The sequence below is a fragment of the Halomonas sp. MES3-P3E genome (assembly GCF_002836035.1).
In the GTDB taxonomy this organism is placed as follows: Bacteria; Pseudomonadota; Gammaproteobacteria; order Pseudomonadales; family Halomonadaceae; genus Vreelandella; species Vreelandella arctica.
In genome coordinates, this window is the sequence record NZ_PJBT01000191.1 from 18,745 (window position 1) to 37,639 (window position 18,895).

Annotated in this window: 21 protein-coding genes; 9 read left to right on the forward strand and 12 right to left on the reverse strand. The window is 54.0% G+C overall.

What is annotated here, in order from left to right; genetic code table 11:
* The first annotated feature begins 64 nt into the window (after positions 1-64).
* A complete protein-coding gene (locus CXF87_RS18960) occupies positions 65-298 on the forward strand; it encodes a hypothetical protein (RefSeq protein ID WP_083832267.1) in 234 nt (77 codons plus the stop codon).
* A gap of 43 nt (positions 299-341) precedes the next feature.
* Positions 342-518 carry a hypothetical protein gene (locus tag CXF87_RS21830; protein ID WP_008958941.1) on the forward strand — a complete coding sequence of 59 codons (177 nt, stop codon included), beginning with the start codon at positions 342-344 and terminating at the stop codon, positions 516-518.
* A 67-nt stretch (positions 519-585) separates the two neighbouring features.
* Here CXF87_RS21830 and CXF87_RS18965 read toward each other — a convergent pair whose 3' ends face one another.
* Positions 586-858, reverse strand: a complete 273-nt coding sequence (locus CXF87_RS18965) for an XRE family transcriptional regulator (protein ID WP_008958942.1) — start codon at positions 856-858, stop codon at positions 586-588.
* A gap of 219 nt (positions 859-1,077) precedes the next feature.
* Between CXF87_RS18965 and purE the strand changes: the two genes are divergently transcribed.
* The 3 genes from purE to CXF87_RS18980 all read left to right on the forward strand — a co-directional run bounded on the left by purE (position 1,078) and on the right by CXF87_RS18980 (position 4,477).
* On the forward strand, positions 1,078-1,593 hold the full coding sequence (gene purE, locus CXF87_RS18970) for a 5-(carboxyamino)imidazole ribonucleotide mutase (RefSeq protein ID WP_008958943.1): 516 nt from the start codon (positions 1,078-1,080) through the stop codon (positions 1,591-1,593).
* A gap of 11 nt (positions 1,594-1,604) precedes the next feature.
* A complete protein-coding gene (locus tag CXF87_RS18975) occupies positions 1,605-2,726 on the forward strand; it encodes a 5-(carboxyamino)imidazole ribonucleotide synthase (RefSeq protein WP_008958944.1) in 1,122 nt (373 codons plus the stop codon).
* Positions 2,727-2,902: 176 nt separating this feature from the next.
* Positions 2,903-4,477, forward strand: a complete 1,575-nt coding sequence (locus tag CXF87_RS18980; protein ID WP_198556146.1) for a sensor domain-containing diguanylate cyclase — start codon at positions 2,903-2,905, stop codon at positions 4,475-4,477.
* A gap of 20 nt (positions 4,478-4,497) precedes the next feature.
* Here the strand turns inward: CXF87_RS18980 and CXF87_RS18985 are convergent, their stop codons facing one another.
* From CXF87_RS18985 to CXF87_RS19015, 7 genes are all read right to left on the reverse strand, one after another.
* A complete protein-coding gene (locus CXF87_RS18985; protein ID WP_008958946.1) occupies positions 4,498-5,301 on the reverse strand; it encodes a TraX family protein in 804 nt (267 codons plus the stop codon).
* Positions 5,302-5,439: 138 nt separating this feature from the next.
* Positions 5,440-6,207: a transporter substrate-binding domain-containing protein gene (locus tag CXF87_RS18990; protein ID WP_101147787.1), complete on the reverse strand. Its 768-nt coding sequence runs from the start codon at positions 6,205-6,207 to the stop codon at positions 5,440-5,442.
* A gap of 162 nt (positions 6,208-6,369) precedes the next feature.
* The gene (locus CXF87_RS18995; RefSeq protein WP_008958948.1) at positions 6,370-7,101 is read right to left on the reverse strand and encodes an ABC transporter permease; all 732 of its coding nucleotides are present in this window, start codon (positions 7,099-7,101) and stop codon (positions 6,370-6,372) included.
* The gene (locus CXF87_RS19000) at positions 7,101-7,805 is read right to left on the reverse strand and encodes an ABC transporter permease (RefSeq protein ID WP_101147788.1); all 705 of its coding nucleotides are present in this window, start codon (positions 7,803-7,805) and stop codon (positions 7,101-7,103) included. Before CXF87_RS19000 ends, CXF87_RS18995 begins: the two co-directional genes overlap by 1 nt.
* A gap of 15 nt (positions 7,806-7,820) precedes the next feature.
* A complete protein-coding gene (locus CXF87_RS19005) occupies positions 7,821-8,591 on the reverse strand; it encodes an ABC transporter ATP-binding protein (RefSeq protein WP_035556746.1) in 771 nt (256 codons plus the stop codon).
* Between the two features lie 254 nt (positions 8,592-8,845).
* Complete coding sequence (locus CXF87_RS19010) at positions 8,846-9,823, reverse strand: succinylglutamate desuccinylase (RefSeq protein WP_101147789.1); 978 nt, start codon at positions 9,821-9,823, stop codon at positions 8,846-8,848.
* A gap of 199 nt (positions 9,824-10,022) precedes the next feature.
* Positions 10,023-10,463 (reverse strand): hemerythrin domain-containing protein, encoded by a 441-nt coding sequence (locus tag CXF87_RS19015; protein ID WP_101147790.1) that lies wholly within the window; start codon positions 10,461-10,463, stop codon positions 10,023-10,025.
* Between the two features lie 216 nt (positions 10,464-10,679).
* Here CXF87_RS19015 and wrbA point away from each other — a divergent pair, with 216 nt between their 5' ends.
* Entirely contained in the window at positions 10,680-11,279 is a 600-nt protein-coding gene (wrbA, locus tag CXF87_RS19020; protein ID WP_008958954.1) for an NAD(P)H:quinone oxidoreductase, read from the forward strand.
* Positions 11,280-11,355: 76 nt separating this feature from the next.
* Here wrbA and CXF87_RS19025 read toward each other — a convergent pair whose 3' ends face one another.
* Both CXF87_RS19025 and CXF87_RS19030 read right to left on the reverse strand, forming a co-directional pair.
* Entirely contained in the window at positions 11,356-12,384 is a 1,029-nt protein-coding gene (locus CXF87_RS19025) for an SMP-30/gluconolactonase/LRE family protein (protein WP_101147791.1), read from the reverse strand.
* Between the two features lie 159 nt (positions 12,385-12,543).
* Entirely contained in the window at positions 12,544-13,617 is a 1,074-nt protein-coding gene (locus CXF87_RS19030) for a tartrate dehydrogenase (protein WP_101147792.1), read from the reverse strand.
* Between the two features lie 151 nt (positions 13,618-13,768).
* Here CXF87_RS19030 and CXF87_RS19035 point away from each other — a divergent pair, with 151 nt between their 5' ends.
* A complete protein-coding gene (locus CXF87_RS19035; protein WP_101147793.1) occupies positions 13,769-14,695 on the forward strand; it encodes a LysR family transcriptional regulator in 927 nt (308 codons plus the stop codon).
* On the opposite strand, the gene CXF87_RS19040 is transcribed toward CXF87_RS19035, so the two are convergent.
* The gene (locus tag CXF87_RS19040; protein WP_101147794.1) at positions 14,696-15,232 is read right to left on the reverse strand and encodes a lipocalin family protein; all 537 of its coding nucleotides are present in this window, start codon (positions 15,230-15,232) and stop codon (positions 14,696-14,698) included.
* Positions 15,233-15,372: 140 nt separating this feature from the next.
* Between CXF87_RS19040 and CXF87_RS19045 the strand changes: the two genes are divergently transcribed.
* Both CXF87_RS19045 and CXF87_RS19050 read left to right on the forward strand, forming a co-directional pair.
* Positions 15,373-15,801 (forward strand): secondary thiamine-phosphate synthase enzyme YjbQ, encoded by a 429-nt coding sequence (locus tag CXF87_RS19045; protein WP_008958959.1) that lies wholly within the window; start codon positions 15,373-15,375, stop codon positions 15,799-15,801.
* 109 nt (positions 15,802-15,910) lie between these two features.
* Positions 15,911-18,157: a glycosyltransferase gene (locus CXF87_RS19050; RefSeq protein WP_101147795.1), complete on the forward strand. Its 2,247-nt coding sequence runs from the start codon at positions 15,911-15,913 to the stop codon at positions 18,155-18,157.
* Here the strand turns inward: CXF87_RS19050 and CXF87_RS19055 are convergent.
* A complete protein-coding gene (locus CXF87_RS19055) occupies positions 18,139-18,861 on the reverse strand; it encodes a TVP38/TMEM64 family protein (protein ID WP_101147796.1) in 723 nt (240 codons plus the stop codon). The genes CXF87_RS19050 and CXF87_RS19055 overlap by 19 nt on opposite strands.
* Positions 18,862-18,895 lie beyond the last annotated feature (34 nt).

Consider the following 18,895-nt stretch of genomic DNA (forward strand, 5'->3'; position numbering starts at 1 on the left):
TACCTCGGCATTCTCTTCTACGCTAAATATGTCGCCAATCATGGCTAACGAGGGAGGGGGCATCATGACGGACATGGGAGTCTGTGCCTGTCCTGGCTGTGAGCATCACGTTTCCAGCGAGCAGGCGGTCATCACAGAAGGTCGCGCCTATTGTTGTAAGGTCTGCGCTGCTGGCCACCCTGGGGGAAGCGATTGTGTTCATAAAGGGTGCCCCTGTAGTGAGCTTAACCGCCCAGCCGAGGGTGAAGAGAGTGCAGGTGAAGAGGTAATGGACGGATTCAGTAACGCGCAATTTTAGCCATAGACACAGCGTAACTGCCCACATTGACAAGGAGACCACAATGTCTAGACAAGCTCGTATCGAACCGGTCATTGAAGCCAGTGATCTTAAAGAAACCATCACCGGATGGTTGGTGATTGATGAAACAGTGCCTGAAAACGAAGTCGTTGTTTCCGAGCACACCTCTAAGAAAGAGGCAATTCAGGCTGCCGAGGCGTTAGAGCAGCGCGAAGACTAACTAGTCCTCAAAACTAGCCCAGCAAATAAAAACGCCTCGCGAGAGCGAGGCGTTGATTAGCTATTGGCTATGGCGCCTCCAGCTCTAAGGTGCGACGCAGGGCGTGAAGTTCATCCACTCCCAGGTGCTCAAGCCTTCCGGCGAGCAGGTCGCTAATTTTCTGAACGGGAAGCCCTGCCCGGCGGGCAATTTCTCGGCTTCCTAAGTCTGATACAGCGATCAGACGTGTAATAATACGCATTAAACGCGTACGTTTTTCTAGTTCCCTGACATCGAGGTCAGGGCTGCTTCGCGGAGGATCTAGCTGTTCCGCAGTGGCAGTTGCGCGTGCCGTGCTCATGTGGCTCCAACAGTCTGAAATGACAAGGACACAATGCCGCCAACTCGTGCGCATTTCAATGCCTATTTTGATGAAAATTTCACGATTTCTGCAAAGCCCGCAAACGCGCTAGCTCTGGTAAACTAGGCGCCTTCCTATTTTGCTGTGTACCTGGGCCGGTACACGCCGCTTTTTCAATTTAGTATCGCTTTTATAGGCCGTTGGGCCGAGGAGTTTTGCATGTCGTCGAACAGCACACCCAAGGTGGGCGTGATCATGGGTTCTAAGTCTGACTGGCCGGTCATGGAGCACGCTGTCTCCATGCTGGAGCGTTTGGGCGTGGCCTATGAAACCCGCGTGGTCTCGGCGCACCGTACGCCGGACCTGCTGTTCGATTATGCCAAGGGTGCGGCCGAGCGCGGCTTACAAGTGATTGTGGCGGGTGCTGGTGGTGCTGCTCACTTGCCCGGCATGGTGGCCTCGCAAACGCCGCTGCCCGTGCTCGGCGTGCCGGTGGAGTCTAAGGCGCTTAAAGGCTTGGATTCGCTGCTTTCGATTGCGCAGATGCCGGGCGGCATTGCGGTGGGGACGCTGGCGATTGGTAAGGCGGGCGCCACTAACGCAGGCTTGCTGGCGGCGCAGATTGTTGGCTTACAAGATGCCACTGTGCGCAGTGCGGTCGAGGCGTTTCGCGCTGAGCAGACCCAGAAAGTACTCGATAATCCGGATCCGCGTCCCGATCCAGAAGCAGAATAAGGAGGCTGTCTATGAATATCGGTGTACTAGGCGCAGGCCAGCTAGGCCGTATGCTGGCGCTAGCGGGTTATCCGCTGGGCAATCGCTTCACTTTTTTAGATACCACGGGTAACCCCAGTGCAGGCATTGGCGACGTCATTGTCGACCCTAATAACCAGCACCTGGCTGAGTTTTTAGCCAAGGTGGATGTGGTGACTTACGAGTTCGAGCACCTGCCGGTGCAACTGGTACGGGAAATTGAGCAGCACAAGCCGGTTTACCCGAGTAGCCGCGCCATTGAAGTGTGCCAAAACCGGGTCGAAGAGAAGACGCTATTTGACCGCTTGGGAATTCCGACGCCTGCTTATCGTGTGGTGGAAAGTGCCGAGCAGCTTGAAGCCGCCGCCCGCGAGCTGGGCTGCCCGGTAGTGGCTAAATCGGTCACGGAAGGCTACGACGGTAAAGGCCAGGCAGTATTGAAACAGCCTGAGCAGGCGGCAGATGCATGGGCCGCTATTGGCCATTCGCAGCTAGTCGTTGAAGCATTTGTCGATTTCGTGCGCGAAGTCTCGATGATTGCCGTGCGCGGTCGTGATGGCGAGGTGGTGTTCTACCCTATGGCGGAAAACCAGCATGTGGATGGCATTCTGCGCTATTCCGTTGCGCCGCTGCCGGATCTGGATGCTAGCGTTCAGCAAACCGCCGATAGCTATATCCGTGCGTTGTTGGATGAGTTGGATTACGTGGGGGTGCTGGCGTTAGAGCTGTTTCAAACCCGCGATGGCAGCCTGCTGGCCAATGAAATGGCCCCACGCGTACATAACTCCGGCCACTGGACGATGGACGGCGCGGTGACCAGCCAGTTTGAGAATCATCTGCGTGCTATTCAGGGCTTGCCGTTGGGCGATACCCAGGCGATAGCCCCCACGTGCATGATTAATGTAATTGGTCGTGAGGGGGATAATGCGGCGATCCTGGCGCTTACAAACACGCACCTGCATCGCTATGACAAAGCAGAACGTGCCGGGCGCAAACTCGCCCACGTCAATATCCTGGCACCCAACCATGCCGAACTGCTTGAGAAAGTTCGCGCCTGTAGCGCTTTGTTGCCCGATGCTCCCCCTCCAGATCTCAGTTTTTCAATCAAACAGTAGTGCTCCAAAGCCGCCTGCCCCGCAAGCGGCTTTTTTGCTTACTTAATGGGTCAGTAGTTGACCGAGTACGCAACTTATATCGCTAAAATTGCCTAAATGCGCTAAAAAGGAATCACAAAAAAATCAGCTTACTAGGCTGAAACCAATAGCACTTTTTCATTAGGCGGGTAGTCGGTATGTCTCAATCCTCAACTACGAGGACTGCGTCGGGGATGCGTAGTGGTTTCCAGCGCGATCATCATGTCACCGTAAAACGCTTACACAGCGAGAAAGTACGCCTTCTGTACGATAACTTATGGCAGCCCGTGCTTAGCAGTGTGTTGGCAGGCATGTTGTTAGTGGCTGCCATGTGGCCGGTAGTGGCGAGCTGGATACTGCTGACTTGGCTTGCCGTTTTGACCTTTGTGTCGTTGGCTCGCCTTGCCTTGGCTTACTATTTTAGCCGCTTACCCGCGCAGCAACAGCAGCGCCGCCGCTGGTTACATCGGTTCAGCATTGGTGCGATTGCGGCTGGCTGCGTGTGGGGTTCTGGTGGGGTATTTCTGTTTACCGGCGAAAACCATGGCCAGGTAGCCGCGCTTTCGATTGTCCTGGCCGGTATTGCCGCTGGCGGCATCACAACGCTTTCTGCCGTATGGTGGGTTTCGCTTGGCTTTGTGTTGCCGATTATCCTGCCCTTGCTGGTGCAGTTTTTGTTGTTAGGGTCATCACTGGCAATTCTCATTGGCGCCATGCTAAGCCTGTTTTTAGGCCTGATTATTACTACCAGCCGACGCCTAAGTCGCATTATTCACGACAATATTGCCCTGCGGGTGAGTATGTCTGCTCGCGAAGTGCAGTTGCAAGAAAGCGAAAACCGCTACCGCTCTATCTTTCAACGTTCGCCGCTGGGCGTGCTGCATTTTGATGAACATGGCCAAGTAACGGACTGTAATAGCAAACTGCTGGATATCCTGGGTGTTAACCGTGCGCAGCTGCTCGGCTATCGCATGCTATCCCATTCGGCGGATAGCAGAGTGGCAAAGGCTGTGCGCAACGCACTGGCCAAAGGCACTGGCTATTACGAAGGAACCTACTATCTGCCCAAGGCTAGCGCGGGAACGCCCCTGCGTGCCTTCTTCAATGGCGTACATAGCGCGGGTAACGAGATGGTTGGCGGGGTAGCGATTATCGAAGATTTTACTGAGCGTAAGCGCGCCGACGCGATTATTTACCGCCAAGCCTACTATGACTCACTCACTGATTTGCCCAATCGTCGCCTGTTTATTGAGCGATTAGCTGCCCTCTGCAATGAGAAGCAAACTGAACAGCAGGGCGGTTTGTTGATGTTTTTAGATTTAGATCGCTTCAAGCTGATTAACGATACCTGGGGGCACGCCACCGGGGATGATTTGCTGGTGCAAGTAGCCCGCCGCCTAGAAGGCTGTCTGCGCGAAGGCGACATGGCCGCACGGCTTAGCGGCGACGAGTTTGTCCTGCTGGCACTGCTTGAAGAAGAGGCAGAGGTAGATATGGAAGCCGCTGCTGAAGTTTATATGTGCGCTGTTCAGCAGGCACTCTCTGAACCTTATCGGCTTGAAAGCCGCTGGGTGGAGGTAACACCCAGCATGGGATACACCTGCTTTATGGCCGCTGATTGTGACGATGAAGAATTGCTTAAGCAGGCCGATATTGCGATGTACCGCGCCAAAACGGAAGGGCGAGCACGCCTACGCCGCTTTAAGCCCTGGATGCGGGATGCCATGCATTAAAGCGGCGTTGAAAGAATCTTTTAGGCTATCTGTCCGCTCAGCAATAGCCATAGCGCGATTAATGCAAAGTGGCCGGGATACCACGCTAACCATAGACGCCGCGGCATCGCCAAGTTAATGGCAGGAATGCGTTGGGCGGCCCCTGCGGCAAGTATCAGCACCACCACACAAGTGCCTACGGTAAATGACTTGGCCATGTCAGACGCATTCATTTGACCGGCAATCCAAAGTGCCGGAAACGCTGCTAACCCGGCCCACAGGCGCGACTGAAAGTCACTGTCCGCTTGGCTCAAGGCATGCATGGCAAACATCAATAGCGGAATCAGCAACAGCCCATTGTGGCCATACTCGACCCAGAACCCCAGCAGATACCACACCGTAACGCCTAGTGCGGCACCAGCTAACAGCCAGGGCATGGTGAGGGTTTGCTGCTGGTAGTGCTGCCAACCTTGGCGCACGAGCGCGCCCAGGGCCAAGCCGCTGGCGAGAGTAAAACAGACATTCAGAATGAAGGCGTCTGACGTCCGCGGCATCATCATATAGGGAAGCTGGGCGACCAAACCGATAATCAAAATCCGCCGCGAGTAGCGTAGCGGATTGCGGGTATTAAACAGCCCGTGCCAAGCCACCATGGCGGCAAACAGCGGAAAGGCGATACGGCCAATGGAAGACCCGGCCCAGCTCAAATCCCAGTCGCCGGGTAATATGTAGCGAGTGAGGTGGTCAATGGTCATGGTGAACAATGCCAGCCACTGGCCCCAGCCTGTCCAGTGAGAAGAGGGGCGAGGTAGCGTGCCTGCATGTGGGATAGTCGGGTGAACCATAAAACCTCCGTGTTGGACATGCGCGATGATACACAGACAGAGGTAGCTTTACCTAGTTCACTGAATTTTCAGCATTAGATAGAAACGCATCACCCCGGCAATTGCCGGGGTGATGGACATTAAGGCGTGCTGTGATGCTTACTCTTGCCCACCGAAATAACGGGTGTAGATCTCGTCGTAAGTGCCGTCTTCTTTCACTTCAGCCAGGGCTTCGTTGAACTGCTCGGCGAGTCCTTCGTCGCGTTGACGGAAAGCGATACCAAAGCCATCACCAAAATACTCTTTAGGTTCGGTTAGCATCTCGCCGACAACAACGTAGTTGCCTTCTTCGCTATCCAGTAACGTGGACTTACCGACTGGGTAGTCGAGGAACAGGATGTCCAAACGCTCGGATTCCATGTCCAGCACCATGTCATCGGCGGTAGAGTAGCGGTTGATGTCGGCGACATCTCCGTACATGTCGGTGACGTAATTGTCCTGCAGAGTGCCGCGCTGAACGCCGATGGTCATGCCGGCGAGCGACTCTTCATTGGTTGCATCAAGGTCGGTGCCTTCAGGAGCAAACCAGGCGGACGGCGGGGTGATGTAGGGGTCAGAGAACAGCACTTGCTCGCGACGGTCATCATTGATCGTCATGGAGGACATAATAGCGTCGTATTTGCGTGCCATGAGGCCCGGGATAATGCCGTCCCAGCCCTGTACCACCCATTCACATTCAACGCCGATACGCTCGCAGAGGGCGTTGCCCAGGTCGATATCAAAGCCGGTCAGCTCGCCATCCGGCGTGCGATATTCCATCGGCTCGTAAGGCACATCAACCCCGATACGTACTTGGTCTTCTTGCGCCTGGGCGGCGCTTGCTGCAACGGCTAAGCCTAGCAGTGAGACAGACAGCAGTTTTTTCATTATGTATCTCCTTGGAAGCAGAGTTCATCTAAGCAAGCACCGCGTAATGATGGCGTTGACCACGTTAGTCACAGGTTGCTTTGTGATGATCATTAATAACTTATCCTAACTCGGCGTTGACGAAAAGCGCTTAATGATTCGTAAACCAACGTTTGTTTCACACTAGGAGTTCTGTGGCTGTAGATGTGCGAGCAACTTTTTCTCTAGATAACGAAAGAAATACAGGATGGTGAAGGTTAAACACAGGTATATCGCTGCCACAAACAAGAATGCGTCAAAAGGTGCATAAAAACGCGCATAGACAAAGCGCGCCGCGCCGGTCAGATCCATAATCGTCACTACGCTGGCAATAGCGCTGGCATGTAGCATGAAAATAACTTCGTTGCCGTAGGCCGGTAGGGCGCGACGAAAAGCGCTGGGGATAATAATGCGCCGCATGGTCTGCTGAGGTGACATGCCATAGGCGCGAGCCGCTTCAATTTCACCTTTCGAGGTAGACTTAATCGCGCCGCGAAAAATCTCGGTCGTATAGGCGGCGGTGTTGAGGGTAAATGCAATGAGTGCTGGAACGAATGGTTCTTCAAGTATCACCCATAGCCAGGTTTCTTGGATTCCGTCCACAAACACCACGCCGTAATAAATCAGGTAGAGTTGGATGAGTAACGGTGTGCCACGAAAAACATAGGTGTAAGCAAAAATAGGCCACTTAATCCAGGCATGTTTTGAACCACGCCCAATGGCAAGGGGGACGGCGGCGATTAAGCCAATGACCAGCGATAAAAAGACCAGTTGCACCGTGGTGGTCAGCCCATCGCCATAGTAGGAAAGCGTTTGCAGCGTGAAAATACTGTTCTCGGCAAGCTGATTTTCTAGCCATGTCATGAAAGCGGTCATTAGTCTGCCTCCCCATAGCCAATGTTGTAGCGTTTTTGCAGACGAGCGAAGATCCACTCCGAAACGCTGGCGATGAGCAGATAGATAAGCGCGACAATAATCATGAAAGTGAAAGGTTCGCGCGTCGCTTTAGAGGCTTCTGAGGCGACACGCACCATATCAGAAAGCCCGATTACCGAGACCAGTGCTGTGGTTTTGAGCAATACCATCCAGTTGTTGGAAAGGCCGGGCAGCGCATGGCGCATCATCTGCGGAAAACGGACGCGACGAAAAACCAGCCCATCGCTCATGCCATAGGCTTTACCTGCTTCGATTTGCCCGTTATCGACCGCCATAAAAGCGCCGCGAAAGGTTTCCCCCATATAGGCCCCGAAAATTAGCCCAATGGTGACAACGCCCGCTACGAAGGCATTAATATTGATAAAAATATCGATATCGAACGAGTAGTAAAGCCAGTCGGTGATCATGTTGACGCCAATTTGGCCGCCGAAAAAAAACAGCATCATCAACACCAGATCGGGCACACCGCGAATAAGTGTGGTGTAAAGCGTGGCAAGACGATGAGCTAACCAGCTGCGCGACATCTTTGCGCTGGCGGTCAGTAGCCCTAAAATAATCGCTAAAATTAACGATAGCACCGCCAACTGAACAGTGACGCCAGCCCCTTCTAATAGCCGGGGCCCATAGCCTTGCAAATCAATCATGGTGAGCCTCGCGGTTCAGTATTTAGGTGCCAGGAACTGCTGCAGGCGCGGTGATTGCGGGTTGCCTAGCACTTGATCCGGCGGTCCCGCTTCTTCCACTAGGCCCTGGTGAAGATAGATCACTTGGCTGGAGACATCGCGGGCGAAGCTCATCTCGTGTGTCACTACCACCATGGTGCGACCCTCTTCGGCCAGCCCGTGCATGACCTTCAACACATCACCTACCAACTCTGGGTCGAGGGCAGAGGTGGGTTCGTCAAATAGCATGACTTCCGGATCCATCGCCAGTGCGCGCGCGATGGCGCCACGCTGCTGCTGGCCGCCGGACATCTGTGCCGGGTAGGCGTTGGCACGGGCGCTTAAACCCACGCGATCGAGCAAGGCGTGGGCGTGTTCCAAGGCCTCTTTTTTGGGCTTTTTCAGCACATGGATCGGCGCTTCAATGATGTTTTCCAGCAGCGTCATGTGTGCCCACAGATTAAAGCTCTGGAACACCATGGATAGCTTGGCGCGCATCTGTACTACCTGCTTCCAATCTTCAGGTTCGCGGCCGTGCTTGGTGGTTTTAAAGCGAACCGGCTCGCCGTGGACAATCAGGTCGCCATCGTCGGGTTGTTCAAGCAAGTTCATACAACGCAAAAATGTACTCTTACCCGACCCAGAGGCACCAATCATGGTAATCACGTCGCCCTTTTGGGCTTGCAGTGAGAGACCTTTCAGAACTTCCGTATCGCCAAAGCGTTTTTTAATATTACGCACTTCAAGGGGAGTAGGCGTAGCGGCCATAACATTGGCTCCAGTACAGAGTTGCCGCAGCAACGGGTTATCAGCGGTAGTTTATCAATAACGGGCTGTGATGCGGCTGGCGCGAAAAAAGGGGCGATTCTATCAGGCTGGACGCATAATGCGCGCCCTACTTATCACATTAAACATTCGACGTTAGTTGTATCAACGCCGAGCAGCCTGTTGTCGCCTCACCATTATTATTGTCAATCTCTCTAACGTTAGGAGGGTCTTTAGGAGCGCCTTAACGCTTAACCCTACGTAACCGGTGCCACCAACAGTGCCGCACGGGCACCCACTTCTACATTGGCGTTAGGGAAGACCACGTGAAGGGGCGTATCACCCACTCGGAACTCTCCAGCTTCTCCATCTTGCGCCAGCAGCGTGCCAGGCTCAAAACGGTTGAAGTTGGCCGTGTCTTCGGCAAAACAGAGCTGAAAGTCATCTGAGTGGCGAATCAGCTCATGCTGTACCTTAAAAAACTGCATTTGCGAGGCTGGCTGGTGGGCCGGAGAGTGCCCTTCACTTAACGCTGTGAGCAGGGCACCCATAGGTTTTAGAGACGCCATATCGTTTTGACCGAAGGGCGCCACGCGGCCCAATTCAAACGTGAAGGCCTGGGCGGCGTGATAGTGCTTGCTGTAGTGGGAGAATGTCCAGCTGTGCTGATGTTGGTGTAGCACCGCCTGCATACCCGCAGCGGCGAGCCAGTCCCATTGCTCAGCGTCGGTAGAGGAGTCGTCAAAAGGTTCGACAACGAAGCGGGGATAACGGCTATCCCGGATGGCGGTGTGTAGGTCGTAGTGCAGTTTGGGTAGCCCTGAATGGCGGTCGTAAAAGTCATCCACGGCGGCCATTAATATTCGGGCGCGTTCCGGTTCTTCGCCTTCAGTGTGTAATTCACGCTTAAACAGCCGGTTCAGATTAGTGGTGATGAAACGCTGCTGTGCTTTAAGCGCGGGTAGGTTCCCAAGGATGACCAGCACGGGCGCGCCAAGTATGGCGCTACCGGCTTCCAGGCGGCTGAGCCATTCACCGATCAGTTCAACGGGCGCGGTTTCATTACCGTGGATAGCCGCTGAAAAAATGCACGCGTGAGCCGCGTTGCTTGCTGTATTTGGTGTGAGCTCCAAAACGCCCGGTGCATACAAGTGGTAGCGACCGCTTGGGAAAACGCCTTGCTTTTTGTCCGGGAGCTGCCCGTCAAGCGACCAGTCGAGCCATTGGTCTAGCATTGTCAGCTCCTTAGTCTCTGTTTTTAGTGTCGTTGTCGTTATAAAAAGTGAGCCTAGCATCACCACGCTAACTGTTTGTCACAAGACACTAGGTCGTTCGCATGTAAAAGCCCAGCGTATTCGTGAAAAGCATAAGGGAACTGGCATCAAAAAAAACGCCCATGCGATGCATGAGCGCTTTTTCAAGCTGTGTGTCGGGTTACGCTGAGCGCTGGCGCTCCATTTCCTGCTGATACTCACTGGCAAGGGAGGTTTTTTGTTTGTCTGGTAGACCTCGGCCTGCCAACTGGAACACTTCCTGCTCTTCTTCATCAAGGTGATGAGTCACTAAATGCTGTAGCTGTTTCGCATGGGTCAGCCAATTAGTGGCGCTATAGTCGGTTTCATCGAGAAGTTCTATAAGCTCATCAATTTCATGATGTTCGGCCACGCTGTGACGAGCTTTCTCCTGGGTCAGATCCATTTCCATCAGCGGAATGTAGAAAGCGCGCTCTTCGGCTGCAGCATGACCATGCAGCTCTTTTTTTACTTGCTTGTAGAGTGAGTCGCGCTCGTCGCTATCTCCATGAGTCTCAATCAAGCGGGCAAGCAGATCACGCTGAATATCATGATCCTTGCGCAGGGCTTCAAAAATCGTCATTCCAGACTCCTTGGATACGTTTAGGTAGGCAAGACCAAAGCTAGTGGGGGTTTGCGTAAAGTGCAAGCTGGCGTTCGTCGATGAAATCGATGCCCGCGGACGAAAACATTCGCTTTTATCTACGTTTGAGTGCGCTATGTTGTAGGTACAGTTTATTGAGAAAGCCCAACGCACTGCTAAGTTAGCTATAAGCCACACATCGCTAAGGAGATATCCATGACAAAGGTTCTGGTACTTTATTATTCCATGTACGGTCATATCGATACGATGGCGCACGCCGTTGCAGAGGGCGCAAAAAGCGTCAGCGGCGTTGAAGTCACCGTTAAGCGCGTGCCTGAAACCATGCCCGCGGAAGCCTTTAAAAACGCAGGCGGCAAGCAGGATTACGATACGCCGGAAGCTACGCCGCAAGAACTTGCTGATTACGATGCGATTATCTTCGGTACTCCAACCCGCTTCGGCAATATGACCGGGCAAATGCGTACTTTCCTGGATCAAACCGGTGGCCTATGGGCTAACGGCGCACTTCGCGGCAAAGTTGCCAGCGTGTTTACGTCTACCGGTACGGGCGGTGGTGATGAAATGACCATTACCTCTACATGGACCACGTTGGCCCACCACGGCATGATCATTGTACCGATTGGTTATGGCCTTGAAGAGCAGTTCGATATTTCCAAAGTGAGCGGCGGCACGCCCTACGGCGCTGCAACCCTTGCTGGCGGCGATGGCTCTCGCCAGCCCGATGAGCGCGAGCTCAAAATTGCTCGTTTCCAGGGTGAGCTAGTCGCCAAGACAGCGGCTAAACTAGCCAGCTGATGAAGTGGTAGCTCATAACGTAAAAGCCTCGCTGGCATTGTCCAGCGAGGCTTTTTTATGGGTGATATCGACACTGCTAGGCGCCGCGAGCCGCGGTGTAAATGGTGTAAACGGATTGGCTGGCGGTCATAAATAACCGGTTACGATTCGCACCAGCAAAACATACATTGGAACAGACTTCAGGCAGCAAAACCCGCCCCAGCAGCGTGCCTTCCGGCGAGAAAACCACGACGCCATCGATACCTTCGCCACCGTTGGCGCTCGACCAGATATTGCCATCCATGTCGCAGGTCATGCCGTCGAAAATGGTATCTTCGCTGGTAACGATCACTTGGCGATCACTGACACTTTTGCCATCTTCGCCAAGCGTCCAGCGAATGATTCGCGCAGGCTCTTCGAAGTGAGTGGGGGCACTGTCACTGGCGTAGAAACCCTTGCCATCCGGTGTTAGTACAATACCGTTGGGTTTAAAAATATCGTCGGTCAGCATGATAGGTTCATCAAGGCTGTCATCGACGTAATAGATGGCGGTTTCAAGTTCCAGATCACGCTTCTTGCCCTCGTAGTCGAAGTGGGCGCCGTATCCGGGATCGGTAAAGATCACACCACCCGACGGGAGCGCCACCACGTCATTGGGAGCATTGAGTGGCTTGCCTTGATAGCGCTCGGCAAGCACCGTGGTGCTGCCATCCCATTCGTAGCGTAACACCCGAGAAGGGTAGTGCTCGCAAGCAATTAGCCGGCCCTGGTGATCAAAGGTATTACCGTTAGAGTGGCCAACGTTGTCTCTTAAAACGCTGACCTGACCAGTCGCTTCGTCCCAACGCATCTGCTTGGCTCGGGGGATATCGCTGAACACAACGTAACGGCCCACGGCATTCCAGGCCGGCCCCTCTGTCCATAGTCCGCCACTCCAGTGGCGCTCCAGCGGGCTATTAAAAATCATGTAGTCACTGAAGCGCTGATCCTCAACTTTCCAGGCATCAATGGGGTAGCGAGCGGGAGCGGGCCCTGGCGAGGCCTGCATGGCAAACAGCTGGGGGGTGGTGCCGACTGCGGCTAGAGCGGCCGTTGCCGAGAGAAACTGACGGCGTCCAAGTTTCATAGCATTGTCCTGAGTTTGTTTGTTGATGTTGTTATGAGCGAAGAGAAACTGACGTTTTCTTCACCTTCAGGACAAATGTAGAACATAGGCGTGTAAAAAACATACATTGTCTGCCCAGTTGGGCTCAGCCGGGCAGACAATCGCTATAGCAGATGAACGTCAGCGCGTAATAGCGTCAGCAATTGCCTTGCCTAAGCTTTCCGTTGTGCCTTGGCCACCCACATCGCGGGTGAGGACTTGGCTGTCGCCTGTGCTCAACACTTCCTCAATGGCGCTTACCAGCGCATCACCGGCTTCCTTGTAGCCAAGGTGCTCAAGCATCATGGCACCGGACCAGATCTGGCCGATAGGGTTGGCGATGCCTTTGCCAGCGATATCCGGTGCGCTGCCGTGTACCGGCTCAAACAGGCTGGGAAAGTGGCCTTCTGGGTTGATGTTGGCTGATGGGGCAATGCCGATTGTGCCGGTGCAGGCAGGGCCCAAGTCGGAAAGGATGTCGCCGAATAGGTTGCTGCCCACGACCACATCGAACCAGTCTGGGTGAAGGACGAAATTGGCGGTCAGAATATCGATATGGAATTTATCCACCGCGATCTCAGGGTAGCCCTTCGCCATTTCGACGACGCGCTCATCCCAGTACGGCATGGTGATGGAAATGCCGTTGGACTTGGTGGCAGAAGTAAGCTTTTTGCGCGGGCGGGTTTGAGCCAGTTCAAAGGCGTACTTCAGGACGCGGTCCACGCCGGTGCGGGTCATGACCGTGTCTTGAATCACCACTTCACGGTCAGTGCCTTCAAACATTTTGCCGCCAACGCTTGAGTACTCGCCTTCGGTGTTCTCACGCACTACATAGAAATCGATATCGCCGGGTTCGCGGCCTGCCAACGGGCTTTTAATGCCGGGCATCAGCTTGCAGGGGCGCAGGTTGATGTACTGATCAAACTGGCGGCGGAACTGCAGCAGCGAGCCCCATAGGGAAATATGGTCGGGTACTTTATCGGGCCAGCCAACTGCGCCATAAAACAGTGCATCGAAGCCTTTTAACTGCTCAAACCAATCATCCGGCAGCATCTTGCCGTGTTCGAGGTAGTAGTCGCAGCTACCAAACTCAAAAGTAGTGAACTCAAGGTCGATATTAAAACGCTTGGCGGTTGCCTCGAGGGCACGAATGCCTTCAGGCATGACTTCGGTACCAATGCCGTCGCCGGCGATAATGGCGATACGATGAGCCATGGTGCTTCCTTCTCTTGTTAGTGGCTGACAATTGCTGGTAAGTACTGGGTCTGGCAAATACTGAGTAAAGTGTAGCGGCTATTTTGGTGGAGATAATCAGGCTACTATTCAAGCTATTGTTGCGTAAAAGTGAAGAGTGGCTAAGGGGTGTATGGCACAACTGGATGATTTGGCGTTTTTTCAACACCTGGCACGGGCGGGCAGCTTAACGGCAACCGCCCGTGAATTGGGGCTATCGCTCTCCGCCGTGAGTAAGCGGCTGAAACTTTTAGAAGCGCGTTTGGGGGTCGAATTGGCCGCCCGTACCACTCGGCGGTTGACGCTGACGGCGGAGGGCGAGCGCTACCTTGCCCGTGGCACGCTCATTTTGGATGAGCTTGCCGAATTGGAGAGCTCCCTGGGTGAGCGTTCCAACCAAGCCCTTAGTGGTCGGTTGCGTGTTAATGCCACGTTTGGCTTTGGCCGCCGCCATATTGCGCCGTTACTATCGCGTTTTTGTGCTGAGCATCCTGAGGTGGAGGGCTGGCTAGAGCTCACCAACTTTCCGCTCAACCTAAGCGATCACGGCTTTGATATCGGCATTCGTGTGGGTGAACCCCCAGAGTCGCGTTTAGTCGCGCGACGCATTTTAGCGAATCGACGCATACTCTGCGCATCGCCTGGCTATATCGCTCACTCGTCGCCCCTTCAGACACCGGCTGGTTTGCAGCAGCATGCTTGCCTAGTCATTCGTGAGAACGACAGTGATTTTCCGCTGTGGCGCTTTGAACGCAGCGAGCCGTCCAAAAAGGAGCAAACGGTAAAAGTCAGTGGCCGGTTAGCCAGCAATGATGGTGAGGTGATTACCCGTTTGGCGTTGGACGGCCATGGCGTGATGCTGCGCTCTTGGTGGGATGTAAACGAGCACCTTGCCAGTGGCGCGTTAGTTGAACTGCTGCCTGGCTGGCAGAGTGTACGAGCGGATTTCTATGCGGTCTATGAGCAGCGCAGGCATGTGCCCGCCCGGCTGCGTGCTTTTATTGCCTTTGTTCAGCAGGAGATGGCGGGGCGGGTGTCGGCGCTGCCGGAGTCTTCCTGACTAGCGATTAGGGCAGGCTTCGCCCTGGGCGACATCGATCAGTTCATCGGTAGGAAAGTCCAGCTCCGCTGCACGCTGGCGCAGGCGGGACTCCGTCGCGCTATCCATTTCCGGTGTACGCGAGAGTATCCATAGGTAGTCTCGGTTAGGTCCCGCTACCAACGCCCACTGGTAGTCATCGTCAAGTTCAAGAATGTTATAGCCGCCGTAAAAGGGGCCAAAAAAGCTCACTTTCAAACGGCCCACATTTTTATCATCAATAAAGTAGGCGCGGCCTTCGGCTTCATCCCACGCTTGCTCTTCCAGGTTGTAGCCACGGTTGATGACGCGTACGCCGTCGTCATCGCGCAGGCTATAAGTGGCGGTGACGCAATCAAGGCCACGCTCAAATGAGTGGTCCAGGCGCGCTATCTCGTACCATTGGCCCAGGTAGCGATCTAATGCAAAGTCACTAACCGGCTCGGTTCCCTCGGGAATGCCGGTGCAACCGGTAAGTAAAGCCATACTGATGACGCTGCTTCCTAGCAAATGTTTCATTTAAGCGCTCCTTGGCGATGAGTCTTTGGCGATCGGCTATGTTGTGTACTATCAGACGTTACATTCTGTCGTCATTTTGCCATATAAGAAGGACACGCTGATGCCGTGTCGCTAATGAGATAGCAAACACAGGAGTGTTTATGTGGTGCCAACAAGAAATTCATTTACCCGAGATGACGCGCGGTTTCCATCTTATTACCGATGACGTAGCCAGGGCGCTGCCGTGTTTAAACGATGTTCATATTGGCACGCTGCACCTTCAGTTGATGCACACCTCCGCCTCGTTAACGCTTAACGAGAACACTGACCCCGATGTGCGCCACGACTTAGATGCCTTTCTGCGCCGCCTGGTGCCGGAAGACTTGCCCTATTTTCGCCATACGCTGGAAGGCCCTGATGATATGCCAGCCCACGTGGCCGCCAGCCTGCTGGGCACTCAGCTCACCTTGGCCGTGCGTGACGGTCGCCTAGCGCTGGGCACCTGGCAGGGCATATGGCTGGGGGAGCATCGTCATCAGGCCGGGCCGCGGCGTTTATTGGCCACCCTAAACGGGTGCGACGCTGGTTAACCTGGGGCATCACCTGAACGCGGGGTTGCTGTATAGTTAGGGCGTTTTAAGGCTTGAGCCGCTGCAGTACCGGTTCATTCTGCATTTACCATGGAAAAAGCGCTTTTAAATGCCACGACGCTCCGTTTTTCATCTTTCCCGCCAGCGATGGTTGCGGCTGTTTTTCTTTCTCAATCTTACCTTGGTGGGTGTGCTCATTGCGCACCAAATTTGGTTATACGTGGCGGAGCCTGAGTTTGAGTCAGTCCATACGCTTCAGGTGGCGGATATTCGCGAGGTATTGACGGAGCGAACCGACTACCGCTTTGCGGTGGTCGGTAATATCAATAACTCGGTGAGCGTCTTTCAAAATGAAATTGTGCCGCTCATCAACCAGGGCGGCATCGATTTTCTTATCTCGGCGGGTAACGCCGTTAATGGCGGGCGACAAGAGAGCTATCAGGCGATCTATCACAGCTTGGAACAGCTCAATGTGCCTTACTTGCTAACCTATGGTGATAAAGAAGACAGTGACTTTGGTAGTTACCTGTTTTATGAATATTTTGGCCCGCATTTCTACTCCTTCGTTGCGGGCGATAGCCACTTCATCTTCCTGGACGGTACGGGCAAGTCGTCCACTTCCTGGCAGCTTGATTGGCTTTCCAGGGAACTGGCTGCATCTGAAGCGCAGCATCGGTTTTTGTTTATTGGTTTGCCGCTGCACAACGTAGTGAGCGATGCGCCGCTGTTTGAAGCCGACAATTATCTCAATGACCCCCGGCTGGCCGAAGGCATTATGGCGCTGGCGGAGGAGTATGATGTTGATACGGTATTCTCCGCTAACCTAACGCTCTTTTCAGAGCAGACGATTAATGGGGTGGATTACGTCACCACGGGCGGTGCGGGCGGTATTCTGATTGATGCCGACAGCAGCTTTCATCACTACGTTATCGTCGACATAGAAGGTGAGGATGTCGCCATTGCACCGGTGCGTTTAAATGTGGATAGCCCCGGTTGGTGGCGGGTAGTGAGTAGCGTTGGATCAACGATTTACGCCTTCTTTTACGTCAGCTATACCCGCTTTTTACTGATTGTTGGTTTGCTGACGCTGTTAGCGCTGCGTTTATATCGGCTGATTTTTGAAGACCGCCATTATTATCCCGATTTTGATATTGATCCGACGCCTTTCCTGGGTAAGTCACTTCGAGTGGCGATGGTATCCAATAATTACTTTCCGTTTGTGTCTGGCGTATCGGTGTCGGTGGACCGTTTGCGCAATGGTTTACGTGATTTAGGGCACTCGATTCAACTGCTAGTGCCCCGTTATCGTGACGCATGGCAGGACGATAAAGCGATCAAACGTATCCCGACTTTGATGGCGTTTGGTGAAAAGAGGGAGTTCCGTTTAACCAACCCGTTCAGTGTGCGCTTTCGCCGCTGCCTGCGTGCCTTTAAGCCCGATTTGATTCATGTTCATCATCCTTTCTGGCTTGGTTCCATGGGGCTGTTTATGGGGTGTCGGCTTAAGGTGCCGGTGGTCTACACGTATCACACTCGCCTGGAGCACTATGCCCACTTTGTACCGTTACCCGGTGCGCTTTTTCGGAATTTGATCTCGCACTCTCTGATTAAGCACTTTTCTAACCGCTGCCAAGGGGTAATCGTGCCTACCTACTCCGCAGAGGAGTATCTCCGCATGATCGGGGTTAAAACGCCCTCGCTGGTGCAACCCACGGGAATTGATGTGGAGCGTTTCGCGCATGTCGAGGCGGGGGAGTTAGAAGCGCTGCGTGAGCGGCTAGCGATTGATCCCGCGCGCAAAATATTGATTAGCGTCTCGCGGATAAGCAAAGAGAAAAATATTGGCTTTATGCTGGAAGCACTTGCCGAGCTGCAGAACCAAGGGCACGAGGATTTTCATCTGCTGCTCATCGGTGATGGGCCAGATCGCGAGGCCATTCAACACCAAATCGATACCTTAAAACTGGCTGCACGGGTAACGTTAGTGGGCGCGGTGCCGCCTGATCAAATGGCGCTTTACTATCACCTAGGCGATATATTTGTATTCGCTTCTACATCGGAGACCCAGGGGATGGTCATTTTAGAGGCGATGTCGGCGGGCTTGCCCGTGGTGGCGGTGCGTTCAAGTGGTATTGATGATGTGGTGCGCCAGGGGGTGAACGGCTTCAAAACGCCGCAAAATCGTCAAGCGTGGGGGCAAAAAGTCGTCGAGCTAAAAGATAGTGAAGAGCTACGCCAGCAGTTGGGTAAACAGGCCAGCCACTTTGCTGAAGAGTTTGATATTGCCAACTTTGCCACCGCGGTAGCCACCTTTTACGCCGAAGTGCTCGCTAAGTATCACTCCCCTTCACGCTGAGGCCGTTTTTTGGCTGCTTGGCGCCGGTTGGCATCTTGACGCTGACTGGTATAGTACTTAAGCCCGACAAGCAGACCAACGCCAGCGGCAAGCCCTACGCCTGCCAACACGAGTTCTTTTGTGGAGGCCGCAGTGAAAAGGGCGCCTAACTGGCTACCCAAAAGAATCACCGCTGCGAGCCCTGGCACAATGCCGAGGGTGGAGCCGATCATATAATCGCGGAACTTAAGGTGGAAAGCGCCTGCCAGCATATTCGTCAGCGTGAACGGGGCGAGGGGCAGCAGGTTGATGACCGTCATGGTGCGAATGCCACGCTTGGATAAATAGCCCGAAAGGCCACGCAAATGACGGCCGCCATAGTGCATCAGCGCCTCTCGACCTAGCCAGTGCCCCACCCAATAAGACACTACCGATGAAGTCAATGTACCGAGCGTGGCGTACGCCAGCCCCCATGCTGGGCCAAACAGTAAGCCTGTCACTACCACCAGTAGGCTAAGCGGAAACATCACCAACAGCGCGCCAGCGTAAACGGCCATCACCGCCGCAAACATCCAGGGCGCGTTACGCCACTGGCGGATGGTATCGATCAGCTCGCTCAGGCGCGCCTGGGTTAGTAGGTCGTAGCGCTGTAGCAAATGCCACATAGCACCTAACAGCACGACGGCTACCAGCAGGCCAACGCCCTTGCTCAATGTTCGCGACATGCCCACTCCCATCGACTAAAAAAGCGCTAGCATA

Coding starts and splice junctions, on each gene's coding strand:
- CXF87_RS18960 (WP_083832267.1), top strand. CDS start 65: ATGACGGACATGGGAGTCTGTGCCTGTCCTGGCTGTGAGCATCACGTT.
- CXF87_RS21830 (WP_008958941.1), top strand. CDS start 342: ATGTCTAGACAAGCTCGTATCGAACCGGTCATTGAAGCCAGTGATCTT.
- CXF87_RS18965 (WP_008958942.1), bottom strand. CDS start 858: ATGAGCACGGCACGCGCAACTGCCACTGCGGAACAGCTAGATCCTCCG.
- purE (WP_008958943.1), top strand. CDS start 1,078: ATGTCGTCGAACAGCACACCCAAGGTGGGCGTGATCATGGGTTCTAAG.
- CXF87_RS18975 (WP_008958944.1), top strand. CDS start 1,605: ATGAATATCGGTGTACTAGGCGCAGGCCAGCTAGGCCGTATGCTGGCG.
- CXF87_RS18980 (WP_198556146.1), top strand. CDS start 2,903: ATGTCTCAATCCTCAACTACGAGGACTGCGTCGGGGATGCGTAGTGGT.
- CXF87_RS18985 (WP_008958946.1), bottom strand. CDS start 5,301: ATGGTTCACCCGACTATCCCACATGCAGGCACGCTACCTCGCCCCTCT.
- CXF87_RS18990 (WP_101147787.1), bottom strand. CDS start 6,207: ATGAAAAAACTGCTGTCTGTCTCACTGCTAGGCTTAGCCGTTGCAGCA.
- CXF87_RS18995 (WP_008958948.1), bottom strand. CDS start 7,101: ATGACCGCTTTCATGACATGGCTAGAAAATCAGCTTGCCGAGAACAGT.
- CXF87_RS19000 (WP_101147788.1), bottom strand. CDS start 7,805: ATGATTGATTTGCAAGGCTATGGGCCCCGGCTATTAGAAGGGGCTGGC.
- CXF87_RS19005 (WP_035556746.1), bottom strand. CDS start 8,591: ATGGCCGCTACGCCTACTCCCCTTGAAGTGCGTAATATTAAAAAACGC.
- CXF87_RS19010 (WP_101147789.1), bottom strand. CDS start 9,823: ATGCTAGACCAATGGCTCGACTGGTCGCTTGACGGGCAGCTCCCGGAC.
- CXF87_RS19015 (WP_101147790.1), bottom strand. CDS start 10,463: ATGACGATTTTTGAAGCCCTGCGCAAGGATCATGATATTCAGCGTGAT.
- wrbA (WP_008958954.1), top strand. CDS start 10,680: ATGACAAAGGTTCTGGTACTTTATTATTCCATGTACGGTCATATCGAT.
- CXF87_RS19025 (WP_101147791.1), bottom strand. CDS start 12,384: ATGAAACTTGGACGCCGTCAGTTTCTCTCGGCAACGGCCGCTCTAGCC.
- CXF87_RS19030 (WP_101147792.1), bottom strand. CDS start 13,617: ATGGCTCATCGTATCGCCATTATCGCCGGCGACGGCATTGGTACCGAA.
- CXF87_RS19035 (WP_101147793.1), top strand. CDS start 13,769: ATGGCACAACTGGATGATTTGGCGTTTTTTCAACACCTGGCACGGGCG.
- CXF87_RS19040 (WP_101147794.1), bottom strand. CDS start 15,232: ATGAAACATTTGCTAGGAAGCAGCGTCATCAGTATGGCTTTACTTACC.
- CXF87_RS19045 (WP_008958959.1), top strand. CDS start 15,373: ATGTGGTGCCAACAAGAAATTCATTTACCCGAGATGACGCGCGGTTTC.
- CXF87_RS19050 (WP_101147795.1), top strand. CDS start 15,911: ATGCCACGACGCTCCGTTTTTCATCTTTCCCGCCAGCGATGGTTGCGG.
- CXF87_RS19055 (WP_101147796.1), bottom strand. CDS start 18,861: ATGTCGCGAACATTGAGCAAGGGCGTTGGCCTGCTGGTAGCCGTCGTG.